Origin of the sequence: Yoonia sp., from assembly GCF_046498525.1 — a bacterium.
In the GTDB taxonomy this organism is placed as follows: domain Bacteria; phylum Pseudomonadota; class Alphaproteobacteria; order Rhodobacterales; family Rhodobacteraceae; genus Yoonia.
This window is the reverse complement of the sequence record NZ_JAWOAN010000219.1, coordinates 1-19,214: the sequence shown is the minus strand read 5'-3', so window position 1 is coordinate 19,214 and position 19,214 is coordinate 1. Positions and strand designations below refer to the sequence as shown.

Sequence of the window (19,214 nt, the reverse complement as noted above, 5' to 3'; positions counted from 1 at the left end):
ATTTCAAGCGCAACCGAACGGCCGTTGTCACTGAGTGGCGCCAGCTTTGCTCCGCATAAGTTCACGCCTGCTGCAGAAAACTGAGACTGGTACGAAGTAGCCTGGCAGCCCCGCCATTCACCTTTGAAATCATTGAATTTTCTGGCGGTGAATAAGACATACCCCACATAAAGCCCCACATCAGAAAAACGCTTGTCGGGGGAATTAATGCCCGCGTCTTGGTCAGATGATATCGGGGAAGCCCTATTTGTTTCTGGGCACAAACCCTGCTAGCGGTCGCGCAGTCGATGCGCTGGGCTAACTCCCCATTTTGTGGCTATGAACGCAAACGGCCCGACCCCGGTCCCATAGTGAGCGCACCAAAGAATAACCTACCCCCAGCTATCGGCCAGCGCCCTACGGTGCATCGCCGGGTGATATCAACCAAACAGCATTTTAGGCACTGTCAAACAAAAACCCGCTTGAGGCGGGCAGGACACCGACCTAGCCTCTTTGGATGACAAAATGCTCTCCATTCAAGTACTTCAAAACCAACCCCTGAGATCATCCGCTTGACGGAGGTGCCGATCCCGTCGATGACCATGCGGACCGGCACTGTCAGACAAAACCCCCTTGAGGCGGGCAGCACACCGCCCTAGCCTCTTTGGATGACAAAACGCTCTCCCTTTCGCTACTTCAAAACGTCACCTGAAATTATCCGCCTGGCCGTGATGCTTTACGTCCGTTTTCCGCTTTCGCTTCGGAATGTCGAAGATCTCCTTCATGAGCGCGGGATTGAAATCAGCCATGAGACAGTCCGGTTCTGGTGGAATAGATTTGGTCCGATGTTCGCGGGCGAGATCCGCAGAAATCGGGTCAGTCGGTTGCGATCCCATTCAAACTGGCAGTGGCACCTCGACGAGGTTTTCGTGAAAATCAGCGGCGAGACGCATTACCTGTGGCGCGCGGTAGATCACGATGGAGAAGTGCTGGAAAGCTATGTGACGAAGCGCCGTGATCGTAAAGCAGCGTTGAAATTCCTCAAGAAATCCATGAGGCGCTACGGCCAACCAGAAATCATCGTCACGGACAAACTGAGGTCCTACGGCGCTGCAATGAAAGATATCGGCAACCTCAAACGTCAGGAAACTGGTCGCTGGCTCAACAATCGCGCCGAGAACTCACACCTGCCGTTTCGGCGACGAGAGCGGGCGATGCTGCGTTTCAGGCAAATGCGATGTCTGCAGAAATTCGCATCCGTCCATTCTTCCGTCCATAACCATTTCAATCAGGAACGCCATCTTTCCTCACGCGACAATTTCAAGCTCAATCGAACCGCCGCACTCTCTGAGTGGCGTCAGCTTTGTTCCGCATAAGTTCACGCATTCTGGGGCAAACTGAGACTGGTTCGAATTGGTCTGACAGCACCGCCACTAGCCCTTGTTCACCATATGTGAGGCGGTGGGCCGCCCTGCGGCGATCCGTTCGGCCTCGAGCCTTGCGATGGTGTCGTCGATTGCACGGCGGTCGACCATGCCGTGGGGGTTTTCTCGTGTCGGCATGGTTTCGGCCACATGCAGGAACCGTTCCTGCGCCACGGCGTAAAGACGGCGCAATTCATCCAGAGGATCGGCGTGGTCATCGGCGCGGATATCCAGCCACGGATAATCCTGATCGCGGTAGGTCACCAGACAGGCGGATTGCTTGCCGCGCTTGTCGCCACCCGCATCCTCGCCCGCCTGCATCGCGATCAGCAGCCGTTCAGCCAGCGGCTTGTCCATCGCATTCTTATAGGCCGCCAGCGTATCGCCGATCACGGCGGGGCCTTCCAGCATGTTGCCCGCCACAGACACCCCATCTGCCACCAGATGCCCGCACCAGTCCACGCAGTTATCACCGGTAAAGGCAGCATTGCGCCCCTGCGCGTCAATCAGATGGAACTGGCGGTTTGCATGCCCATCATCGCGCTCCATTAAGATCGGGATGATCGCATCAGGGGGCGCACCCGCCTTTAAAAGGCGCAGGGCGTCCGGCCCGTAGGTCGGGTTTACAAAGGCCTGCGTGGCAACAGCCCCGACCCGCCCTTTCAAGAAGGGCACAGCACACCCCACGGCAAAGAAGCGGCTTGCAACGGCAATGCCGAAATGGCCGGTGGCGGGGTCACGTCCAACGATGGAATATGTCATATCTTAACGTCCTACAGCATAGGCCTGCATCAGGCGGGGGGTGGCGGCTGCGCGCAGCAATCCGTCGGGATCGCGCCGCGCTGCGGTCATGCGTCCCACGCTCCAGGGTTCAGCCTCGGTTACGATATGGCCGCGCACGCGTAGATCGTTCAACACGTCGGCGCCAAAGGTCTTTTCGGCCATGATCATCCCCGGCTGGCGCGAGCGTGGGTAAAAGCTGGACGGGAAATGCGCCGAATGAAACAGCGGCGCGTCGATCGCCTCTTGCAGGTTCATCTGGTGATGGACGTAACGCAGGAAAAACACCAACTGCCACTGGTCTTGCTGGTCGCCCCCCGGCGTGCCGAATGACAGCTGCGGCACCCCGTTTTTCAGCGCCAGCGACGGTGTCAGCGTAGTGCGCGGCCGTTTGCCCGGCTCCAGCGAGGTAGGCAGCCCCGGTTCCAGCCAGAACATCTGTGCGCGGCTGTTCAGGCAGAACCCCAGCCCCGGAATGGTGGGCGACGATTGCAGCCAGCCGCCCGATGGCGTGACCGACACCATGTTGCCGTCGCTGTCGATCACGTCGATATGGACGGTATCGCCTTTCTTTTCGGACAGATGCGCCATCGTCGGCTCATAGACCGCCTGATCGGTGCGGCTGAGCGCATCCAGCAGGGCCATCGTCTTATCGGCCTGATCTGCAAAGCCCGGCACGTGACCGGGGCGCAGCTCCATGCTGGCACTGGTGCCGATCAGCTTGCGCCGTGCATCGGCATAGCTGTCGGACAGCAGTGCATCCATGGGGACATTGGCGAAATCGGGATCACCATAATAAACCTCGCGGTCGGCATAGGCGAGCTTCTTGGCCTCGACCACATGGTGGATGAAATCCGCGCCATTGGGGTCCATCGCGCCAAGATCGAATCCCTTGAGCAGCGACAGTGCCTGCAACAACACCGGCCCTTGCGTCCACGGTCCGCATTTCGTCACCGTCCAGCCGTGGTAGTCATAGGTCAGCGGGTCTTCGACATGCGCGGCATAACCGGCCAGATCGTCCGCTGTCAGCACCGCCTTGTGCCGCGCGCCAGAGGCGTCCATGACCTCGGCCTTGGCAAGGTAATCCGCGATCCCCTCGGCTACGAAACCGCGATAAAAGGCGTCGCGCGCGGCGGCTATCTGCGCTTCGCGGCCCTGTTTGTCTTCGGCCTCGGAGAGGATGCGTGTCCATGTCGCGGCCAGCGCGGGGTTGGTCACATTGGTCCAAGGTTGCGGCGCGGCGCCATCCGGCAGCCATGTTTCATAGGATGTCGGCCATTCGGTGCGAAAGAAATCGCCCAGCCCCGCGATGGTGGCCGCAACACGCGGCAGCACGGGGTGACCCTTTTCGGCATAGAAAATGGCGGGTTCCAGCACATCGCGCAGGGACAGGCGGCCATAGTCGCGCAGCATCAGCATCCAGCCGTCCCAAGCGCCGGGGATGACCGTGGCCAGCAACCCGTCGCCGGGGATAACATCCATGCCTTCGGCCTTATAGTGATCGATCGTGGCACCCGCCGGAGCGGGCCCTTGGGCGCAGATCACCTCGACCTTATCCTTGGCCTTGGAATAGATGATCGCGGGCAGATCACCCGCAGGCCCGTTCAGATGCGGCTCCAGCACCTGCAACACGAGGCCCGTCGCGACGGCCGCATCAAAGGCATTGCCGCCCTGTTCGAGGATCTTCATCCCGACTGCGGATGCGATCCAATGGGTCGAGGTGACAACCCCGAACCGGCCCAGAATTTCGGGGCGCGTAGTAAAGGCAGACATTCAGTTCCTCCGATAAATCAGTGTTCGCGCGGATCAAGCGCATCGCGCAGCCCGTCACCCATAAGATTGAACCCGATCACGACCAGAAATATTCCTGCCCCGGGCCAGATCGCCATCCAGGGCGCTTGCGACAGGAAATTCTTGGCGGTGTTCAGCATCGATCCCCAGCTGGGCGCGGGCGGTTGCTGGCCCAAGCCCAGAAACGACAGCGAGGCTTCGGCGATGATCGCCGTGGCGATGGTCAGCGTTGCCTGCACCAGGATCGGCGGAAACACATTGGGCAGGATATAGCGCGTCATGATCGGGACATGCCCCAAACCGATGGCGCGCGCGCCTTCGACGTAATCTTCGGTTTTGACGGCAAGCACCTGCCCGCGTGTCAGCCTGATAAAGATCGGCACCGCCGACAGGCCGATGGCAATCATCGCATTGGTCAGCGATGGCCCCAGAAAAGCCGCCAGCGCGATCGCCATGATCAGGAACGGCATCGCCAGCAGCGCGTCGGTGATGCGACTGATGATACTGTCGGTCCAACCGCCGAAATAACCAGATATCAGCCCAAAGGGTACGCCGATGGCCACTGCGATCAGCACCGACACGACGCCCGCCAGAAGCGACGCGCGCGCACCCCAGATCATGCGCGACAGCACATCGCGCCCGATCTCGTCGGTTCCCATCCACGCGGCTGCCGTAGGCGGCTTGCGGATCGCGCCCCAATCGGTACCTATCGGGTCGGCAATTGGCAAAACCGGCGCAAGCAGCGCAAGTGCCACAAAGAACGTGACCAACGTGACCCCGACAAGCGCACTTTTGTTGGAACGCAGCTTGCGCCATGACCGGCTGGTGGTTTTGGCGGGTTGATCAGCGATAGCGGTCATTGCGCTGTCCTCAGTCTGGGGTTCAGGATCACGTAAAGCACATCAGCCACAAGGTTCATGAAGATGAAGCCAACCGCCGTGCACAGGACCACGCCCTGCACGACGGCGTAATCGCGGTTGAAAACGGCATCCACGATCAACTTGCCGAAACCGGGGATGGTGAAAATCTGTTCCGTCAGAACGGCCCCCGCGAGCAGTTCGCCGAACAAGAGTGCCGACAGCGTGACCACTGGTAAAACGGCATTGCGGAACGCGTGTTTCAGGATCACGACACGCCCCCGCAACCCTTTGGCACGTGCGGTGCGCACATAATCGGCCTGTAACACTCCCAGCATTGCAGACCGCGTATGCCGCATCAGCGTCGCGGCCAATGCCGTGCCTAGAACGAAGGCGGGCATGATCATCGTGGTCAGGGATTTGACCGGATCGACCCAGAAACTTTCATATCCCGACGCGGGCAACCAGCCCAGATTGACCGAAACCAGCAGGATCAGCATGATCCCCAGCCAGAAATTCGGGATTGAAAGGCCCGACAGAGCCAACAGGTTGGCCAGCCAGTCTACCCATGTGCCCTTGCGCACTGCCGACAGGATACCGGCGGGAATCCCGATCAGAAAGGCGAACAGCATCGACATGACAGCCAACTGGATCGTGACCGGCAGTTTCGACGCGATCAGGCTGAGTACCGGTTCGTTGGTGCGCAGCGAAACACCCAGATCACCGCGCAGAACATCGCGCGCCCAATACAGATACTGCATCACGAGCGGTTCGTTCATGCGGTATTTTTCACGCAACAACGCGATCACCTCGGGGTCGCGATCCTCACCTGCCATCACGAGTATCGGATCGCCAGGCAGAAGCTTCTGCAGGGCGAACACGAACATCGAGACAAGGATCAGCGTCGGGATTGCAATCAGGATACGGCGGAGGATGAACAACAACATGGGCCTGTCCGGGATATCGGGTGGCGCCGGAGGCCGGATGGCCCCGGGCGATTGATGCATCCCTGCCCCCGAGAAAGGGGCAGGGCATTGTTACGCTGGCGCGTTATTCCATCGTCACGCCGGACAGGCGGATCATGCCGTCAGGATAGGCGGTAAAGCCCTCCACCTTGTCCGACATCGCCCAGAGCCATGTCTGGTGATAGAGATAGACGATCGGCATCTCTTCGTTCAGGATCGCGATGGCTGCATCATACTTGGCTTTGCGGTCGGCAGGGTCAGTGGACAGACGCGCCTCGTTCAAAAGGGTGTTGACCTCTTCGGAACAGAACTTGCTGTCGTTCAACCCGCCTTCACAAGTGGCAAAGGAATGGATGTTGCCATCGGGATCGGTCCGCCCCGACCAGCCCACCTGCGAGGCATCATAGTTGCCCGCCGCCTGCTGTTGCAGCATCGTGGCGAATTCCGTCGCCGTGATCGAAATATCGATACCCGCTTCGGTGGCCATGGCCTGCACCACCTGCATCAGTTGCAGCTGGACCGGGTTGTTGGGCGCCTGGATTTCAATCGCGATCCCGTCGGGCAGTCCTGCTTCGGCCAGCAAGGCTTTGGCCGCATCCACATCGCGGTCCTGCACTGGGAAGGACTGGTTATACCAAGGAGAAGTTGGCGGGAAAGGCTGGTTGCCTGCGGCATAGACCCCTTCGAACACGACCTCGTTGATCACATTGCGGTCGATGGCCAGTGACAGAGCCTGACGCACGCGCTTGTCCTGCCCAAAGGTCGTTTCAGAGCGCGGACCGTTGTTCACGTTCACGGTAATCCCCTGATAGCCAAGACTGGTGGCCGCAGCGAATTGCAGGCTGTCATCGGCCCTGACGCTGGCGGCATCCGACGGGGCCAGACGTTCCAGCATGTCAAGATCGCCCGAACGCAGGTTGGCAAGGCGCACCGTGGTATCGGGGATCGGCAAAAAGATCAGCCGGTCAAAGCTGTAGTTATCAGCATCGTAATAGTCGGCGAATTTTTCCAGAACGATGCGGTCCTGCTGGATTCGCTCGACGAACTGGTAGGGGCCGGAACAGACCGGGCTGTTGGCAAGCTCCAGCCCCTTTTCGGCAGCGGCTGTCGGGGAAATCATCATCCCCGCGCGGTCCGACAACTGGGCGATCAGCGTCGCATCCGGTGTGGCCAGATTGAACGTCACCTCGAACGGGCCAGTGGCCACCACCGTATCCACCGAAGTCAGTTCGGATTTGCGGCGACTTTCGGTCAGGGTTTTCGACCGCTCGATGTTGGCAACGACGGCGGCGGCATCAAAGGGCGTGCCGTCATGGAACGTCGCGTCTTCACGCAGTTGCATCGTCAACGTGCGGCCGTCATCCGACCAATCCCACGATGTGGCCAGTTCCGGCACGAAATCCAGTTCCGGCGTGATGTTGACCAGTTTGTCGCAGAGCGATTCAAATACGATCCGACCGACAAAGGTGCGCGCCTGATCAGTGTCGAGCGCATCGGGGTCTTCCTGAAGGCCGATCCGAAGATCGGCGGCGAAGGCCGTTGTCGTCATTGCGACAGTGGCCAGAAGCGTTGTCATGAGGTTTGCTGTTTTCATGGGGTCGTCTCCTTGCTGGTGTTTTTGTTTTGAGTGGCCGCACGATAAAGCGCAAAGCGCGCCACGGCGGCAGGACTGCGGGAACCGGAACTGGTCACGGGAAGAACCGGATTGGGCAGGGACTGGTGGTGATGGCAGGCGATCTGGTGGCCGTCACCTTGCAAGACGGGATTGGTGGTGCGGCACAGGTCTGTGGCATGGGGGCAGCGGGTATGGAACTTGCAGCCGGACGGCGGGTTGGCAGGTGACGGAATATCGCCGCCCAGCACGGTCCGCGAACGTACTACCCCAGGCACCGGCACCGGAATGGCCGACAGGAGCGCCTGCGTGTAAGGATGGCGCGGCGTGGTAAAAAGCGTCTCTGTGTCGGCCAGTTCGACGATTTCGCCCAGATACATCACGGCGATGCGGTCGCTCATGTGGCGGATCACGGACAGATCATGGGCGATGACCACCAGCGTGAGGCCGAATTCCTGCTTGAGGTCCTCCAGCAGGTTCACGATCTGTGCCTGCACCGACACGTCCAGCGCCGACACGGGTTCATCCCCGATCAACAACTTCGGCCCCGAGGCCAATGCGCGTGCAATACAGATCCTTTGCCGCTGGCCGCCCGAAAACTCGTGCGGATAGCGGTCCGCCATGTCCGGTCGCAACCCCACACGGGCCATCAGCTCGGCAACCTTGGTGCGCCGTTCAGCTGCGGACAGTCCGGTATGCACCCGCAGCGGTTCGGCAATGATGGATGCGACGCTCATGCGCGGGTTGAGCGATGAAAACGGATCCTGAAAGATGAATTGCAGGTCGGACCGAAGCGCACGCATCTGTGCGCCACCCAGCTCTGTCAGATCCTGCCCTTCGTAGTACACTTGCCCTTCGCTGGGGTCGATCAGGCGTAAGAGCAGCCGCGCCAATGTCGATTTTCCGCAGCCGGATTCCCCGACGATGGCAAAAGTTTCACCCCGGCGTACCTGCATCGACACGCCATTGACCGCGTGGATCGTTGTGTTTTTCGCAAAAACCCCCCCGCCCTGGCCAAAGCGGCGGTGCAGATCGCGTGTTTCGAGGATGATATCGTTCATTGTGCGGCCACCATGGTTTCCAGCGGTGCGCGCAGACAGGCCACCGCATGGCCCTGCGCGTCGGCGGTCAGATCGGGGCGCTGCATCTGGCAGGCATCCACCATAAACGGGCACCGCGTCGCAAAGCGGCAACCGGGCGGCATCGCATCGGGCGATGGCACCGACCCGGGCACCGTCAGCAACCGGCCCTGCCGCCCAGTGATGGCGGGCATCGATCCCATCAGGCCCAGCGTATAAGGATGCTGTGGTTCTTCGAAAATACCCGCCACGGGGCCACTTTCGACGACGCGGCCCGCATACATGACAGCCACGTCATCGGCGATTTCAGCCACGACACCCAGATCATGGGTAATCATCAAAAGTGCGGCACCGGTTTCGTCCTGCAATTCGCCCATCAGGTCCAGAATCTGCGCCTGAATGGTCACATCCAGCGCAGTCGTCGGCTCATCCGCGATCAACAGGGCCGGATCGTTGGCCAATGCCATTGCGATCATCACGCGCTGGCGCATCCCACCCGACATCTGGTGCGGATAATCATCCAGCCGCTTTTCCGCCGCAGGCATCCTGACTTTGCGAAACATCTCCAGCGCGCGGTCGCGGGCCTCGGACTTGCTGCAAAGCTTGTGGCGGCGCACGGCCTCGGCCACCTGATGACCGACGGTAAAGGCGGGGTTCAGGCTGGTCATCGGTTCCTGAAAGATCATCGCCATGCTGTTTCCGCGCAGATCTTCTATTGCGGCATCCGGCAACCCCAGCATATCGCGCCCGTTGAACCGGACCGATCCGCGTGTGACCGTGGCGGACCGCTTGGGCAACAGCCCCATGATCGCCAGCGAAGTGACGGATTTTCCGCAGCCCGATTCACCCACAAGGCACAGCGTCTTGCCGCGCGCGATCTGAAAGCTGACGCCATCGATCAGATCAACAGGCTGGCCGCGAAACCGAATCGACAGGTCGCGCACGTCAAGAACTGGTTCAGAATGCATCTTCAAGTGCCTCCAGGGATGTCAGCCGCAGGATGCCTTCGTGCAGTGCCATCAGGTGCGCGCGCATCGCCGCGCCGGCTCTCACCGGATCATGATCGGCAATGGCATCAACAAGTTCGCCGTGCTGGCGCATCGTCGCCGACAGGTTGGCACTGCTGCGTGCGCGTTCACGCAAGGCGCGCCACGCCTCGTCATGGCGGGCCTGGTCCATGGAATCAAAGATCGCCAGAAAAAACTTGTTGCCAGCCGTCCGCGCAATTTCGCGGTGCAGGGCGGAATCCCACAATTCGCGTCCGTCGGCATCATCGGTGCCATCAAGACGGCCCAGAATGTCGCGCATACGGGCCACGTCCGATGCGGTCGCGCGCAGGGCCGCCAGCTGTGCCAATTGCGGCTCCAGCCGCAGGCGCACCTCCATCACCTCGGAGAAATCGGGATGGCTGTCAGGATAATCGCCCAGCGTATCCGGACGTGGGCCCGCAAAGGTGCCGGCCCCCTGACGCCGCCAGACCAGCCCCTCGGCCTCGAGCACTTCCAGCGCGCGGCGCACCGAGCGGCGACTGATACCTAGGGTTTCCGCCAGCTGGCGCTCGGTCGGGATCCGGCTTTGCCCGGTTGCAGGAATATCGCGCAGCATCGCACGCAGACGTTCCAGCGCAAGGGACGAGTTATCACGATAGCGATCAGTCATACCGCACCTTTGGGAACCAATTTAACATAGGTTCAAACATTCTCAATTCTGGGAACAAGGCAAGGAAAACTTGCAGCAGGATAAAAGTTTTTAGCAAAATCCAAAAAATATGTACGTTTAAGAGCTTAAAATTTAATCAGGTCGAAAAATTATGGCCACATTTCTTGATCTAAAAAGCATCTTCGAATCAATGAAATGCATAATTGGTCAAAATTGGTTCAGTACTCGATTGACGGCAAGACCACTGGAGTGGCAGTGCCGCAGGCTCTGATCCTGCGCAACAAACCCAAGGCCAATGTCGAACGCTATGATGGGCTGCGAGCACGGAACACCGGAGACCACCATGCGTCATCACCCTGCCCGCCCGCAGATTACTGTATTGCAGCTCTGTAGGCCTGCAGCCCCTCTCATGGTTTACTGCGCAAACCGCTACCGGCAGCGATGCGTGGCGCTCTTGTGACGAACTTGTCGCATCATGCTTCCTTCCATTCCTGAGAAAGGATCACACCATCAAACCATGGGATTAAATACATAACAGAAAAGAGGGTTCGGACCATGGCCGAACCCTCTTTCCCCCGCGTGCTCCAACTCCACCACACGCAACTGAATCTCTGGTTCGGACCGTTCTGATCCAAGCCCAACTTTAGCTGAAATTCTTCGGATCATGCAAACATCAAGTGTCTCGAATGCTATTCAAATCAGCCTGATCCGCGACCAAATAACGCAGTACGCCCACCGAAAAGGCGGGCGTTTTCATACAATTATCAGGAAGGTTCAGCCGTAGACGGACTCTTTGCCAAAGTGCTTTGTCAACATGTAATAGACGACAGCACGGTATTTGTTGCGCTCGGACTGGCCGTATGTGTCCAGAACAGAGCTGATCGCTGAATCCAGTTCCGGGCCGTCTTTCAGGCCAAGCTTTTTCATCAGAAAGTTGTTCTTCACGGTTTCAATCTCATCGGGCTGGCTGCCCGCAACGGTTGAGGCGTCTGCATTGTAAATTGCCGGACCACAGCCGATCGTGACCTTCGTCAGAAGGTCCAACTCCGGGGTCATGCCGCACTTATTTTTTAAATCGTCCGCATACTTCGCAATCAAATCGTCTCTTTTTCCCATGAGAATGTCCCCAAATTTGCTGTTGTTTTCCAATGCCGACCGCCGTGTGCGATGCCTCGACAAGTTAATGTCTCACGTTTCAATTCGTAAAGAAAAAAGCAGACCCACGGCGATGTTTTGCCTTTTTTGCCCGTTGGTCGCCTCGTTTCGGCCAGCTCCGCCCCGTTTAAAGAAGGGTCCCGACATGCAGTCGTCCGTTTTCTTTTCGTATGCGAGATCATGCATGCGCGAGGGCTGAAACACTCTGGTTTTCACACTTGTGGCTGGACCACCTCTGTTCGACCGGCTTTCCTTGCGGGCTGCAACGACAAGAAAAGAAAGGAAATGTCGTCTGCGGCGCAGAATTCGATTTTGACGCGATGAACGACTGAAGTGGTCCGCAAAACCGGACAGCGTCCTGAGGTGTATCTAACTTTTACGACAGGATACGCAAATAACCGAGAGACGCAGTTTTTCGGATAAGGCCACGGTAGCGCTTGAGGCGCTGTGTGGTGACAATACGGCGTGAGAGATTGCTGCAAAGCACGTGACCTGTCTTACAAATGTGAACGGGGCAGCCTTGGTCCCCAGCATGGTCTACGCTCCAGAATCCAATAGCGAAAACTGAAGAGAAACAATAGCTTAACTCATCAAATGGTGCCCGCGGCCGGACTCGAACCGGCACGGCCTTGCGGCCAAGAGATTTTAAGTCTCCGATGTCTACCATTCCACCACGCGGGCACGTTGCCATTCCTAAGCGCCCATGGGCGCTGCGGCAAGCCGTGATCAGAGGTCTGTCTCCATTGGCTCCTCAAGAAGCGCTCGCTCGTGCAGCCACGGGTTCATTTCCAAGGCGGCCCGCAAGACGACCTGCGCTTCTGCGTTACGCCCCAAACCCATCAATGTAAGCGCTTTGCCCGAAAGCGCGGCGATGTGATTGGGCGTAATGTCCAGCGCACGATCCAAATCAATCAGTGCTTCGTCAAATTTGCCGTTGAGGTAGTTCACAAACGCGCGCTGGTTATACCCCTCGGCGTAATGCGGGCAGTAATCCACCAAGCGGTCGAAGGCATTGCGGGCCCCCATAAAATCATAGCTTGACCGGCGCGACATGCCCTCATCAAGCATTGATTGCGCGATTTCATCGGGTGCATCTGTCCAGATTTCCCATAATTCACGGTTCAGCACTTGTGCTTCGCCTTCGCCGCGCGCCTGACCCAGTTCAACGACTATTTCAGCAATCCGCTGACTCTGGTCGGTGACGGCTGGGCAGGCTTCAGCAAGTGCAGGAGTCCCGATAAGACAAAGAGATGATATCAGTTTCATATGTCGATAATTGCGGTGACCGTCCCTTGGGTCAAGTCACCCGCCTGCGCCGGGCGCAACCGGAGTGATCCCCTCTTCCTTCACCGCTTGCATGGCGACATATGTTGAAGTGTTCGACACATGCGGCAAAGTCGAGATTTTTTCCGCTAAAACAGCGCGATACCCCGTCATACCAGCCGTACGCACCTTCAAAAGGTAATCAAACGCCCCTGCGATCAAATGACACTGTTCGACTTCGGGAACCAACATAACCGCAGCGTTGAATGCAGCCAGCGCGTTTTCACGCGTGTCCGACAGCTTTACCTCCACAAAGGCGACATGGTCCCGGCCCAGCCGGATCGGGTCATAAAGCGCACGATAGCCCCGAATGATACCCTGATCTTCCAACCGCTTCAGGCGCGCCTGTGTCGGCGACTTTGACAACCCGATCCGGCGGGCAAGTTCTGTCACACTGATCCGCCCCTCGACCGTTAGTATATCAAGAATCTTGCGGTCAAATGTATCAAGATCGGAGAGCGTTTCGGCCATGAATCACACCATCATTCAGTCGTATTGCCCATTAAAATTGCATAATGCAGTCGGATTGACTAGCAGTAATCGGTTATCATGGGTCAACTTTATGGAGCAGCCCACCATGCCACGCGATTACAACTTGGATGTCCGCCACCAAATTGACCTGTCCATGTACAAGGACGAAGACAGCGCTGTCGACGCCCTTGTTGCATCAGCAAAGCTGACTGATGCCGATCGCACACGCATCTCTGCGCGCGCTGCCGAACTGGTCACACTGATCCGCAACAGCTCTGATCCGGGTCTGATGGAGGTGTTTCTGGCCGAATATGGGCTGTCCACCGACGAAGGCATTGCACTCATGTGTCTGGCCGAAGCGTTGTTGCGGGTGCCTGACGCTGAGACGATGGATGAGTTGATCGAAGACAAGATCGCACCTTCGGATTGGGGTAAGCATCTGGGCCACTCTGCGTCCTCGCTGGTGAATGCCTCGACTTGGGCGCTGATGCTCACCGGACGTGTGCTGGATGACGAGCAACCGGGGCTGACCCGCCATCTGCGCAGCGCCGTCAAACGCCTTGGTGAACCTGTGATCCGCACTGCCGTTGCCCGCGCAATGCGCGAAATGGGCCGTCAGTTTGTCTTGGGCGAGGACATCGGCAAAGCAATGAAGCGCGCCGACGGCATGCAGGCAAAAGGCTTCACCTACAGCTACGACATGCTTGGCGAAGCGGCGCGCACGGATGCCGATGCGAGAGGCTACCATCTTGCCTATTCCCGCGCCATCAGCGCAATTGCCGAACATTGCACCCGTGACAGCGTTGCCGAAAACCCCGGCATCTCGGTGAAACTCTCGGCTCTGCACCCCCGTTACGAGGTCGCGCAAGAGACGCGCGTGATGGAAGAACTGGTGCCGCGTGTGCGTGCGCTTGCACTGCTCGCCAAATCGGCGGGAATGGGTTTCAACATCGATGCCGAAGAGGCTGACCGCCTGTCTCTTTCACTTGATGTGATCGGCGCGGTGCTGTCTGAACCGGCGCTAGCGGGCTGGGAGGGCTTTGGTGTCGTGGTTCAAGCTTATGGCCAGCGGGCCCCATTGGTCATTGACTGCCTGTATGACATGGCCTGCCGTCTGGACCGCAAAATCATGATCCGCCTCGTGAAGGGCGCCTATTGGGATTCGGAAATCAAGCGCGCGCAGGTCGAAGGGATCGACGGTTTCCCCGTTTTCACAGCCAAGCAACACACCGACATCAGCTATATCAGCAATGCCCGCAAATTGCTGGGCATAACCGACCGGATTTACCCACAGTTCGCCACACATAACGCCCATACGGTTGCCGCTGTTCTGGACATCGCAGCACAGATGGGCTGCGGCACGGATGCCTATGAATTCCAGCGTCTGCATGGCATGGGAGAGACGCTGCACACTATCGTCCTCAAAAAAGAAAAGACCCGGTGCCGGATCTACGCCCCCGTGGGCGCACATGAAGATCTGCTGGCCTATCTTGTGCGACGCCTGCTGGAGAACGGCGCGAACTCCAGCTTCGTCAACCAGATCGTGGATGAGGATGTGCCCCCCGAAGTCGTGGCCGCCTGCCCCTTTGACAGCATGGGGCAAGCCCCTGCTTTGGCTAAGGGCCCAGACCTGTTCCAACCAGAGCGGATCAACTCACGTGGCTGGGACCTCACCCATCGCCCCACGCTTGGCGGCATCTCGGACGGGCGCGACCCACACCAAAATGCCAACTGGGACGCGGCACCCGTCCTATCATCTTGCCCTGAAAACTCCCGCCGGAAGCTCCAAGACCCGATCCCCGTGATCAACCCCGCCAAGCCGGGTGACACCGTGGGACAGGTGCAAAATGCCACCCGAGACGCGGTTGGCCATGCAATCGCCGGTGCTGCACCTTGGGATGCAGACGTCCAGACCCGCGCAAAGGCACTGAATGCTGCCGCGGACGCTTATGAAGCCCATGCAAATGAACTCTTCGCAATTCTGACCCGCGAAGCGGGCAAAGGCCTGCCCGATGCCGTAGCCGAACTGCGTGAAGCTGTTGATTTCCTGCGTTATTATGCCGCCCAAGCCCGCCCTGACCAAAAGGCACGCGGCATCTGGACCTGCATCAGCCCTTGGAATTTTCCTCTTGCCATTTTCACCGGGCAGATCGCAGCGGCACTTGCCTCTGGTAATGCGGTTCTGGCGAAACCTGCTGAACAAACGCCCCTGATCGCAACGCGTGCTGTCGCGCTCTTGCATGCGGCAGGTGTTCCGGTAAGCGCGCTGCAGTTGCTGCCGGGTGGCGGAGACATTGGCGCGGCCCTTACCGCTGATCCGAGGATCAATGGCGTTGCCTTCACCGGATCAACCGCAACGGCGCTGAAAATCCGCAGCAACATGGCGGCGCATTGCGCACCGGGCACGCCCCTGATCGCCGAGACTGGTGGTCTCAATGCAATGATCGTGGACAGCACCGCGCTGCCCGAACACGCAGTCAGAGACATCATCAACGGCGCGTTTCAGTCGGCAGGCCAGCGCTGTTCTGCCTTGCGCTGTCTTTATGTGCAGGAAGACATCGCAGACCGTCTGCTGAAAATGCTGAAAGGCGCGATGGACGAATTGCGCGTCGGTGACCCTTGGCATCTCTCAACGGATGTGGGGCCAGTGATTGACGCCGCCGCATACAAAGGCATTGCAGATCACATCGCCAACGCCAAAACCGAAGGGCGCATCATCCACCAGATTGCCGCCCCGGCCGGTGGGCATTTCATCCCGCCCACCGCCATTCGGGTCGCTGGCATCCAAGAGATGACAAAGGAAATCTTTGGTCCCGTCCTGCACGTGGCAACCTTCAAGGCGTCACAGTTGGACAAGGTCATCGCATCCATCAACGCCACCGGTTACGGCCTGACATTCGGGTTGCACACACGCATTGATGACCGTGTGCAAACGATTGTCGAGAAAGTGGAAGCAGGTAATATCTACGTCAACCGCGACCAGATCGGCGCGGTGGTCGGCAGCCAGCCCTTCGGCGGCGAGGGACTGTCAGGCACAGGCCCAAAAGCAGGTGGCCCGCACTACTTGCCCCGCTTTACAGCCCAACCCGCGCCGAGGTCCGATGGATCATGGGAAGGGGCCGCCGACGTCAAGGCATTGAACAACCGACTTGTAAACGCCGACAAACCCGTACCCGAGCCACCCACTGACTTGCCCGGGCCGACAGGCGAATCCAACCGCCACAGCATACACCCTCGCGGTCCAATTCTGTGCATGGGGCCAGGGGCCAAAGCCGCGCAAGACCAAATGGACGCCGTCAAAAAGCTTGGCGGGATCGCCGTAAGCACAGACGGTAATTTGACGCCGGCCCAGCTTGCCGAAATTCCGGCGCTTGGTGGCGTAATCTGGTGGGGTGATGATGCAACCGGACGCGCCTTGGAAACAGCGCTCAGTCAGCGTGAGGGACTCATCATCGCGTTGATCACCGGCATGCCGGACAAGGCCCATGTGCTGCACGAACGCCACGTGTGTATCGACACGACAGCAGCAGGCGGAAACGCCGCACTGCTGGCCGAGGTTGCTGGCCCAGCTTTGACTTGACCACTGCGTCCGGTTCGGGGACGGTCGGGGCATGTTTCCGATCCGCGACCATAACCCATCCGCACGCACGCCCTACGTGACACTGAGCCTGATTGCCATCAACGTGTCCATCTTTTTGGCTGGGCTGGCTTTGCTTCAGGATCAACGCACACTGGCGCAGTTTTATTTCGACTATGCGCTTTTGCCAGCGCGTTTGTCGGAAGGCGAGAATTTTGCCGCGCTGGTCACGTCGGTCTTCTTGCATGGCGGCATCATGCATTTGGCCGGTAACATGCTGTTTTTATGGATATTCGGGGACAATCTCGAAGATGAAATGGGGCATATCCCCTTTCTACTCTTTTATCTGGCCTGCGGTATCGGCGCTTCATTGGTGCAGTTTGCATTCGATCCAAGATCGGTCATTCCGATAGTGGGTGCCTCTGGTGCCATTGCAGGAGTGATGGGCGGTTATCTGCTGCTGTTTCCCAAGGCGCGGGTGGATGTTTTTATCTTCTTCATCGTGTTTTTCCGCGTCCTGCCCATTCCGGCATGGATCATGCTGGGTCTTTGGTTTGCCTTGCAGCTATTCAGCGGAATAAACGTAGACACATCAAACGGCGGGGTCGCCTACTGGGCGCACGCAGGCGGATTCGTGATCGGGCTGTTGCTGACCTTACCGCTTTGGTTCAGGCTTGGCGGAGTATTGTTCTGGCGACAGACAGATGGGCACCCGCCGCACCCGGAAACAACCTACGGACGCAGCAACATTCCAATTGTCAGGCGTTAGCTCTGGCGTATGACCTTGGCGAAGGTGTCAAAGATCGGCTCGTTTGCGCAAATCAGCTGGCCATCGGCAAGAATGTCGCCTTCTGGATTCAGCGGCTCCAGAATACCGCCTGCCTCGCGGACAATCACAATCCCCGCCGCGATATCCCAAGCATGCAAGCCCCGTTCCCAATATCCATCGTAACGGCCTGCAGCAACGTAAGCCAAATCAAGCGCTGCGGCACCAAAACGGCGCACCCCTGCACAGGTCGGTAGCAGGCGTGCAAGATCCTGAATGGTGGCCGGCAAGTCGGCACGACCGGCAAAGGGTAGACCCGTCGCAAAGATGCTTTCAATCATGCGGTGACGACCCGAGACCCGCAGACGGCTTTCGTTCAACCAGGCACCACCGCCTTTTTCGGCGTAGAACATTTCGTCCTTTACAGGGTCATAGATCACACCTGCGACGATCTGGCCCTTGTGTTCCAAGGCGATCGAGACAGCCCAGTGCGGCAGACCGTGCAGGAAATTGGTGGTCCCATCCAGCGGATCAACGATCCAGCGGCGGGTCGGATCCTCGCCTGCGATCTCCTTGCCTTCCTCGCCAAGAAATCCGTAGGTCGGACGCGCGTGCATCAACTCTTCCTTGATGAGCGCCTCTGCTGCCTTGTCGGCGCGGCTGACAAAATCACCCGGACCTTTGGCACTGACCTGCAGGTTTTCCACCTCGCCAAAGTCTTTCAGCAAACCGCGCCCGGCCTTGCGGGCAGTTTTCATCATTACGTTCAGGTTTGCACTGCCGGCCATGTCGCGGGTCCTTGGTTTGGGTCAAGCGCGGCGTATAGGCTCCAAACCCTCGTGAAGCAAGGGCTCAGACGCGTTGCAATTTCACCGCTTCCTGTCGTGCCAACCTGATCAGATGTGCCATGTAGGGACGGCTGGTATCGTCTTGCCGTGTCGCCGCATATAGCCTGCGCGTGATCCCGTCTTTAGTCAGCGGGCGCGTCACATAGTCAGAACTGTAGCGCACCTGCCCCACCACCCAGTCGGGAAGTACGGCAACACCGCGATTGGACGCGACCAAGAGCAGGATGACGGCAGTAAGTTCTACTTGCCGGACGGCAGCCGGTTCTACTTTTGCCGGTGTCAGCAATTGCGAAAAAACATCAAGGCGCACCCGGTCGACCGGGTATGTGATGAGGGTTTGTCCGCGAAAATCCTCTGCTTCGATCACGTCCTTCTGCGCAAGCGGATGACTGGCCGCCGCAACGAAAACAGGTTCATAGTCAAACAGCGGTGTGAAATCCGTTTCAGGTAACTCTTCGGGGTCGGAAGAAATGACCAGATCCACCTCTTCCTTGCGCAAGGCAGGCAAAGCATCAAAGGCCAACCCCGGACGGATATCCACATCCACCTCCGGCCATGCTTTGCGGAACTGCTCCAGCACCGGAAACAGCCACTCAAAGCAGGCATGGCACTCGATCGCGATATGCAGGCGACCGGCGCTGCCTGCCACCAGACCGGAAAATTCCGCTTCCAACGCTGCGACCTGTGGCAAAATCCGCTCCGCCGCAGCAAGCATCTTCATGCCGGCCGCAGACAGTTTCAGTGGCTTGGATCGCCTGACGAACAACTCGACTCCGGCTTGATCTTCGATCCCCTTGATTTGATGCGACAAGGCCGATTGCGTGATGTGCAACTGATCTGCCGCGCGTGCAAGGCCGCCGGCATCATGGATGGCCTTGATGGTCCGCAGATGTCTGAACTCGATATGCATATGTGAGCCGTCCTCATT

At 58.6% G+C, this 19,214-nt stretch carries 16 protein-coding genes and 1 tRNA gene; 3 read left to right on the top strand and 14 right to left on the bottom strand.

Translation table 11 applies throughout. From position 1 onward, the window contains the following. Window positions 1–647: 647 nt before the first annotated feature. Complete coding sequence (locus R6T97_RS13460) at window positions 648–1,355, top strand: IS6 family transposase (protein WP_410349809.1); 708 nt, start codon at window positions 648–650, stop codon at window positions 1,353–1,355. A 57-nt stretch (window positions 1,356–1,412) separates the two neighbouring features. On the opposite strand, the gene R6T97_RS13455 is transcribed toward R6T97_RS13460, so the two are convergent. The 12 genes from R6T97_RS13455 to R6T97_RS13400 all read right to left on the bottom strand — a co-directional run bounded on the left by R6T97_RS13455 (window position 1,413) and on the right by R6T97_RS13400 (window position 13,095). Then, window positions 1,413–2,165 carry a DUF1028 domain-containing protein gene (locus tag R6T97_RS13455; protein ID WP_410349808.1) on the bottom strand — a complete coding sequence of 251 codons (753 nt, stop codon included), beginning with the start codon at window positions 2,163–2,165 and terminating at the stop codon, window positions 1,413–1,415. 3 nt (window positions 2,166–2,168) lie between these two features. Continuing rightward, window positions 2,169–3,956 (bottom strand): gamma-glutamyltransferase family protein, encoded by a 1,788-nt coding sequence (locus tag R6T97_RS13450; protein ID WP_410349807.1) that lies wholly within the window; start codon window positions 3,954–3,956, stop codon window positions 2,169–2,171. Window positions 3,957–3,973: 17 nt separating this feature from the next. Then, window positions 3,974–4,834: an ABC transporter permease gene (locus R6T97_RS13445; RefSeq protein WP_410349806.1), complete on the bottom strand. Its 861-nt coding sequence runs from the start codon at window positions 4,832–4,834 to the stop codon at window positions 3,974–3,976. Then, window positions 4,831–5,778, bottom strand: coding sequence for an ABC transporter permease (locus tag R6T97_RS13440; protein WP_410349805.1), 948 nt, complete (start codon window positions 5,776–5,778; stop codon window positions 4,831–4,833). The genes R6T97_RS13445 and R6T97_RS13440 overlap by 4 nt, the downstream gene beginning before the upstream one ends. 103 nt (window positions 5,779–5,881) lie before the next feature. Continuing rightward, window positions 5,882–7,390, bottom strand: a complete 1,509-nt coding sequence (locus R6T97_RS13435; RefSeq protein ID WP_410349804.1) for an ABC transporter substrate-binding protein — start codon at window positions 7,388–7,390, stop codon at window positions 5,882–5,884. Beyond that, on the bottom strand, window positions 7,387–8,469 hold the full coding sequence (locus R6T97_RS13430) for an ABC transporter ATP-binding protein (RefSeq protein WP_410349803.1): 1,083 nt from the start codon (window positions 8,467–8,469) through the stop codon (window positions 7,387–7,389). Before R6T97_RS13430 ends, R6T97_RS13435 begins: the two co-directional genes overlap by 4 nt. Beyond that, window positions 8,466–9,455: an ABC transporter ATP-binding protein gene (locus tag R6T97_RS13425; RefSeq protein WP_410349802.1), complete on the bottom strand. Its 990-nt coding sequence runs from the start codon at window positions 9,453–9,455 to the stop codon at window positions 8,466–8,468. Before R6T97_RS13425 ends, R6T97_RS13430 begins: the two co-directional genes overlap by 4 nt. Next, window positions 9,445–10,146: a FadR/GntR family transcriptional regulator gene (locus R6T97_RS13420; protein ID WP_410349801.1), complete on the bottom strand. Its 702-nt coding sequence runs from the start codon at window positions 10,144–10,146 to the stop codon at window positions 9,445–9,447. Before R6T97_RS13420 ends, R6T97_RS13425 begins: the two co-directional genes overlap by 11 nt. Before the next feature lie 774 nt (window positions 10,147–10,920). Further along, on the bottom strand, window positions 10,921–11,262 hold the full coding sequence (locus R6T97_RS13415; protein ID WP_410349811.1) for a DUF2853 family protein: 342 nt from the start codon (window positions 11,260–11,262) through the stop codon (window positions 10,921–10,923). A gap of 634 nt (window positions 11,263–11,896) precedes the next feature. Next, a tRNA-Leu gene (locus R6T97_RS13410) sits at window positions 11,897–11,982 on the bottom strand. Window positions 11,983–12,027: 45 nt separating this feature from the next. Beyond that, on the bottom strand, window positions 12,028–12,567 hold the full coding sequence (locus R6T97_RS13405) for a tetratricopeptide repeat protein (protein ID WP_410349800.1): 540 nt from the start codon (window positions 12,565–12,567) through the stop codon (window positions 12,028–12,030). 36 nt (window positions 12,568–12,603) lie between these two features. Beyond that, on the bottom strand, window positions 12,604–13,095 hold the full coding sequence (locus R6T97_RS13400) for an Lrp/AsnC family transcriptional regulator (protein ID WP_410349799.1): 492 nt from the start codon (window positions 13,093–13,095) through the stop codon (window positions 12,604–12,606). A gap of 106 nt (window positions 13,096–13,201) precedes the next feature. Here R6T97_RS13400 and putA point away from each other — a divergent pair, with 106 nt between their 5' ends. Further along, window positions 13,202–16,675 carry a bifunctional proline dehydrogenase/L-glutamate gamma-semialdehyde dehydrogenase PutA gene (putA, locus tag R6T97_RS13395; RefSeq protein WP_410349798.1) on the top strand — a complete coding sequence of 1,158 codons (3,474 nt, stop codon included), beginning with the start codon at window positions 13,202–13,204 and terminating at the stop codon, window positions 16,673–16,675. 31 nt (window positions 16,676–16,706) lie between these two features. Next, a complete protein-coding gene (locus tag R6T97_RS13390) occupies window positions 16,707–17,441 on the top strand; it encodes a rhomboid family intramembrane serine protease (protein WP_410349797.1) in 735 nt (244 codons plus the stop codon). Here R6T97_RS13390 and R6T97_RS13385 read toward each other — a convergent pair. Together R6T97_RS13385 and R6T97_RS13380 are read right to left on the bottom strand one after the other, a co-directional pair. Continuing rightward, complete coding sequence (locus R6T97_RS13385; protein WP_410349796.1) at window positions 17,438–18,226, bottom strand: inositol monophosphatase family protein; 789 nt, start codon at window positions 18,224–18,226, stop codon at window positions 17,438–17,440. The two genes, R6T97_RS13390 and R6T97_RS13385, sit on opposite strands and share 4 nt — an antisense overlap. 64 nt (window positions 18,227–18,290) lie before the next feature. Continuing rightward, window positions 18,291–19,196 (bottom strand): LysR family transcriptional regulator, encoded by a 906-nt coding sequence (locus R6T97_RS13380; protein ID WP_410349810.1) that lies wholly within the window; start codon window positions 19,194–19,196, stop codon window positions 18,291–18,293. Window positions 19,197–19,214: the final 18 nt, after the last annotated feature.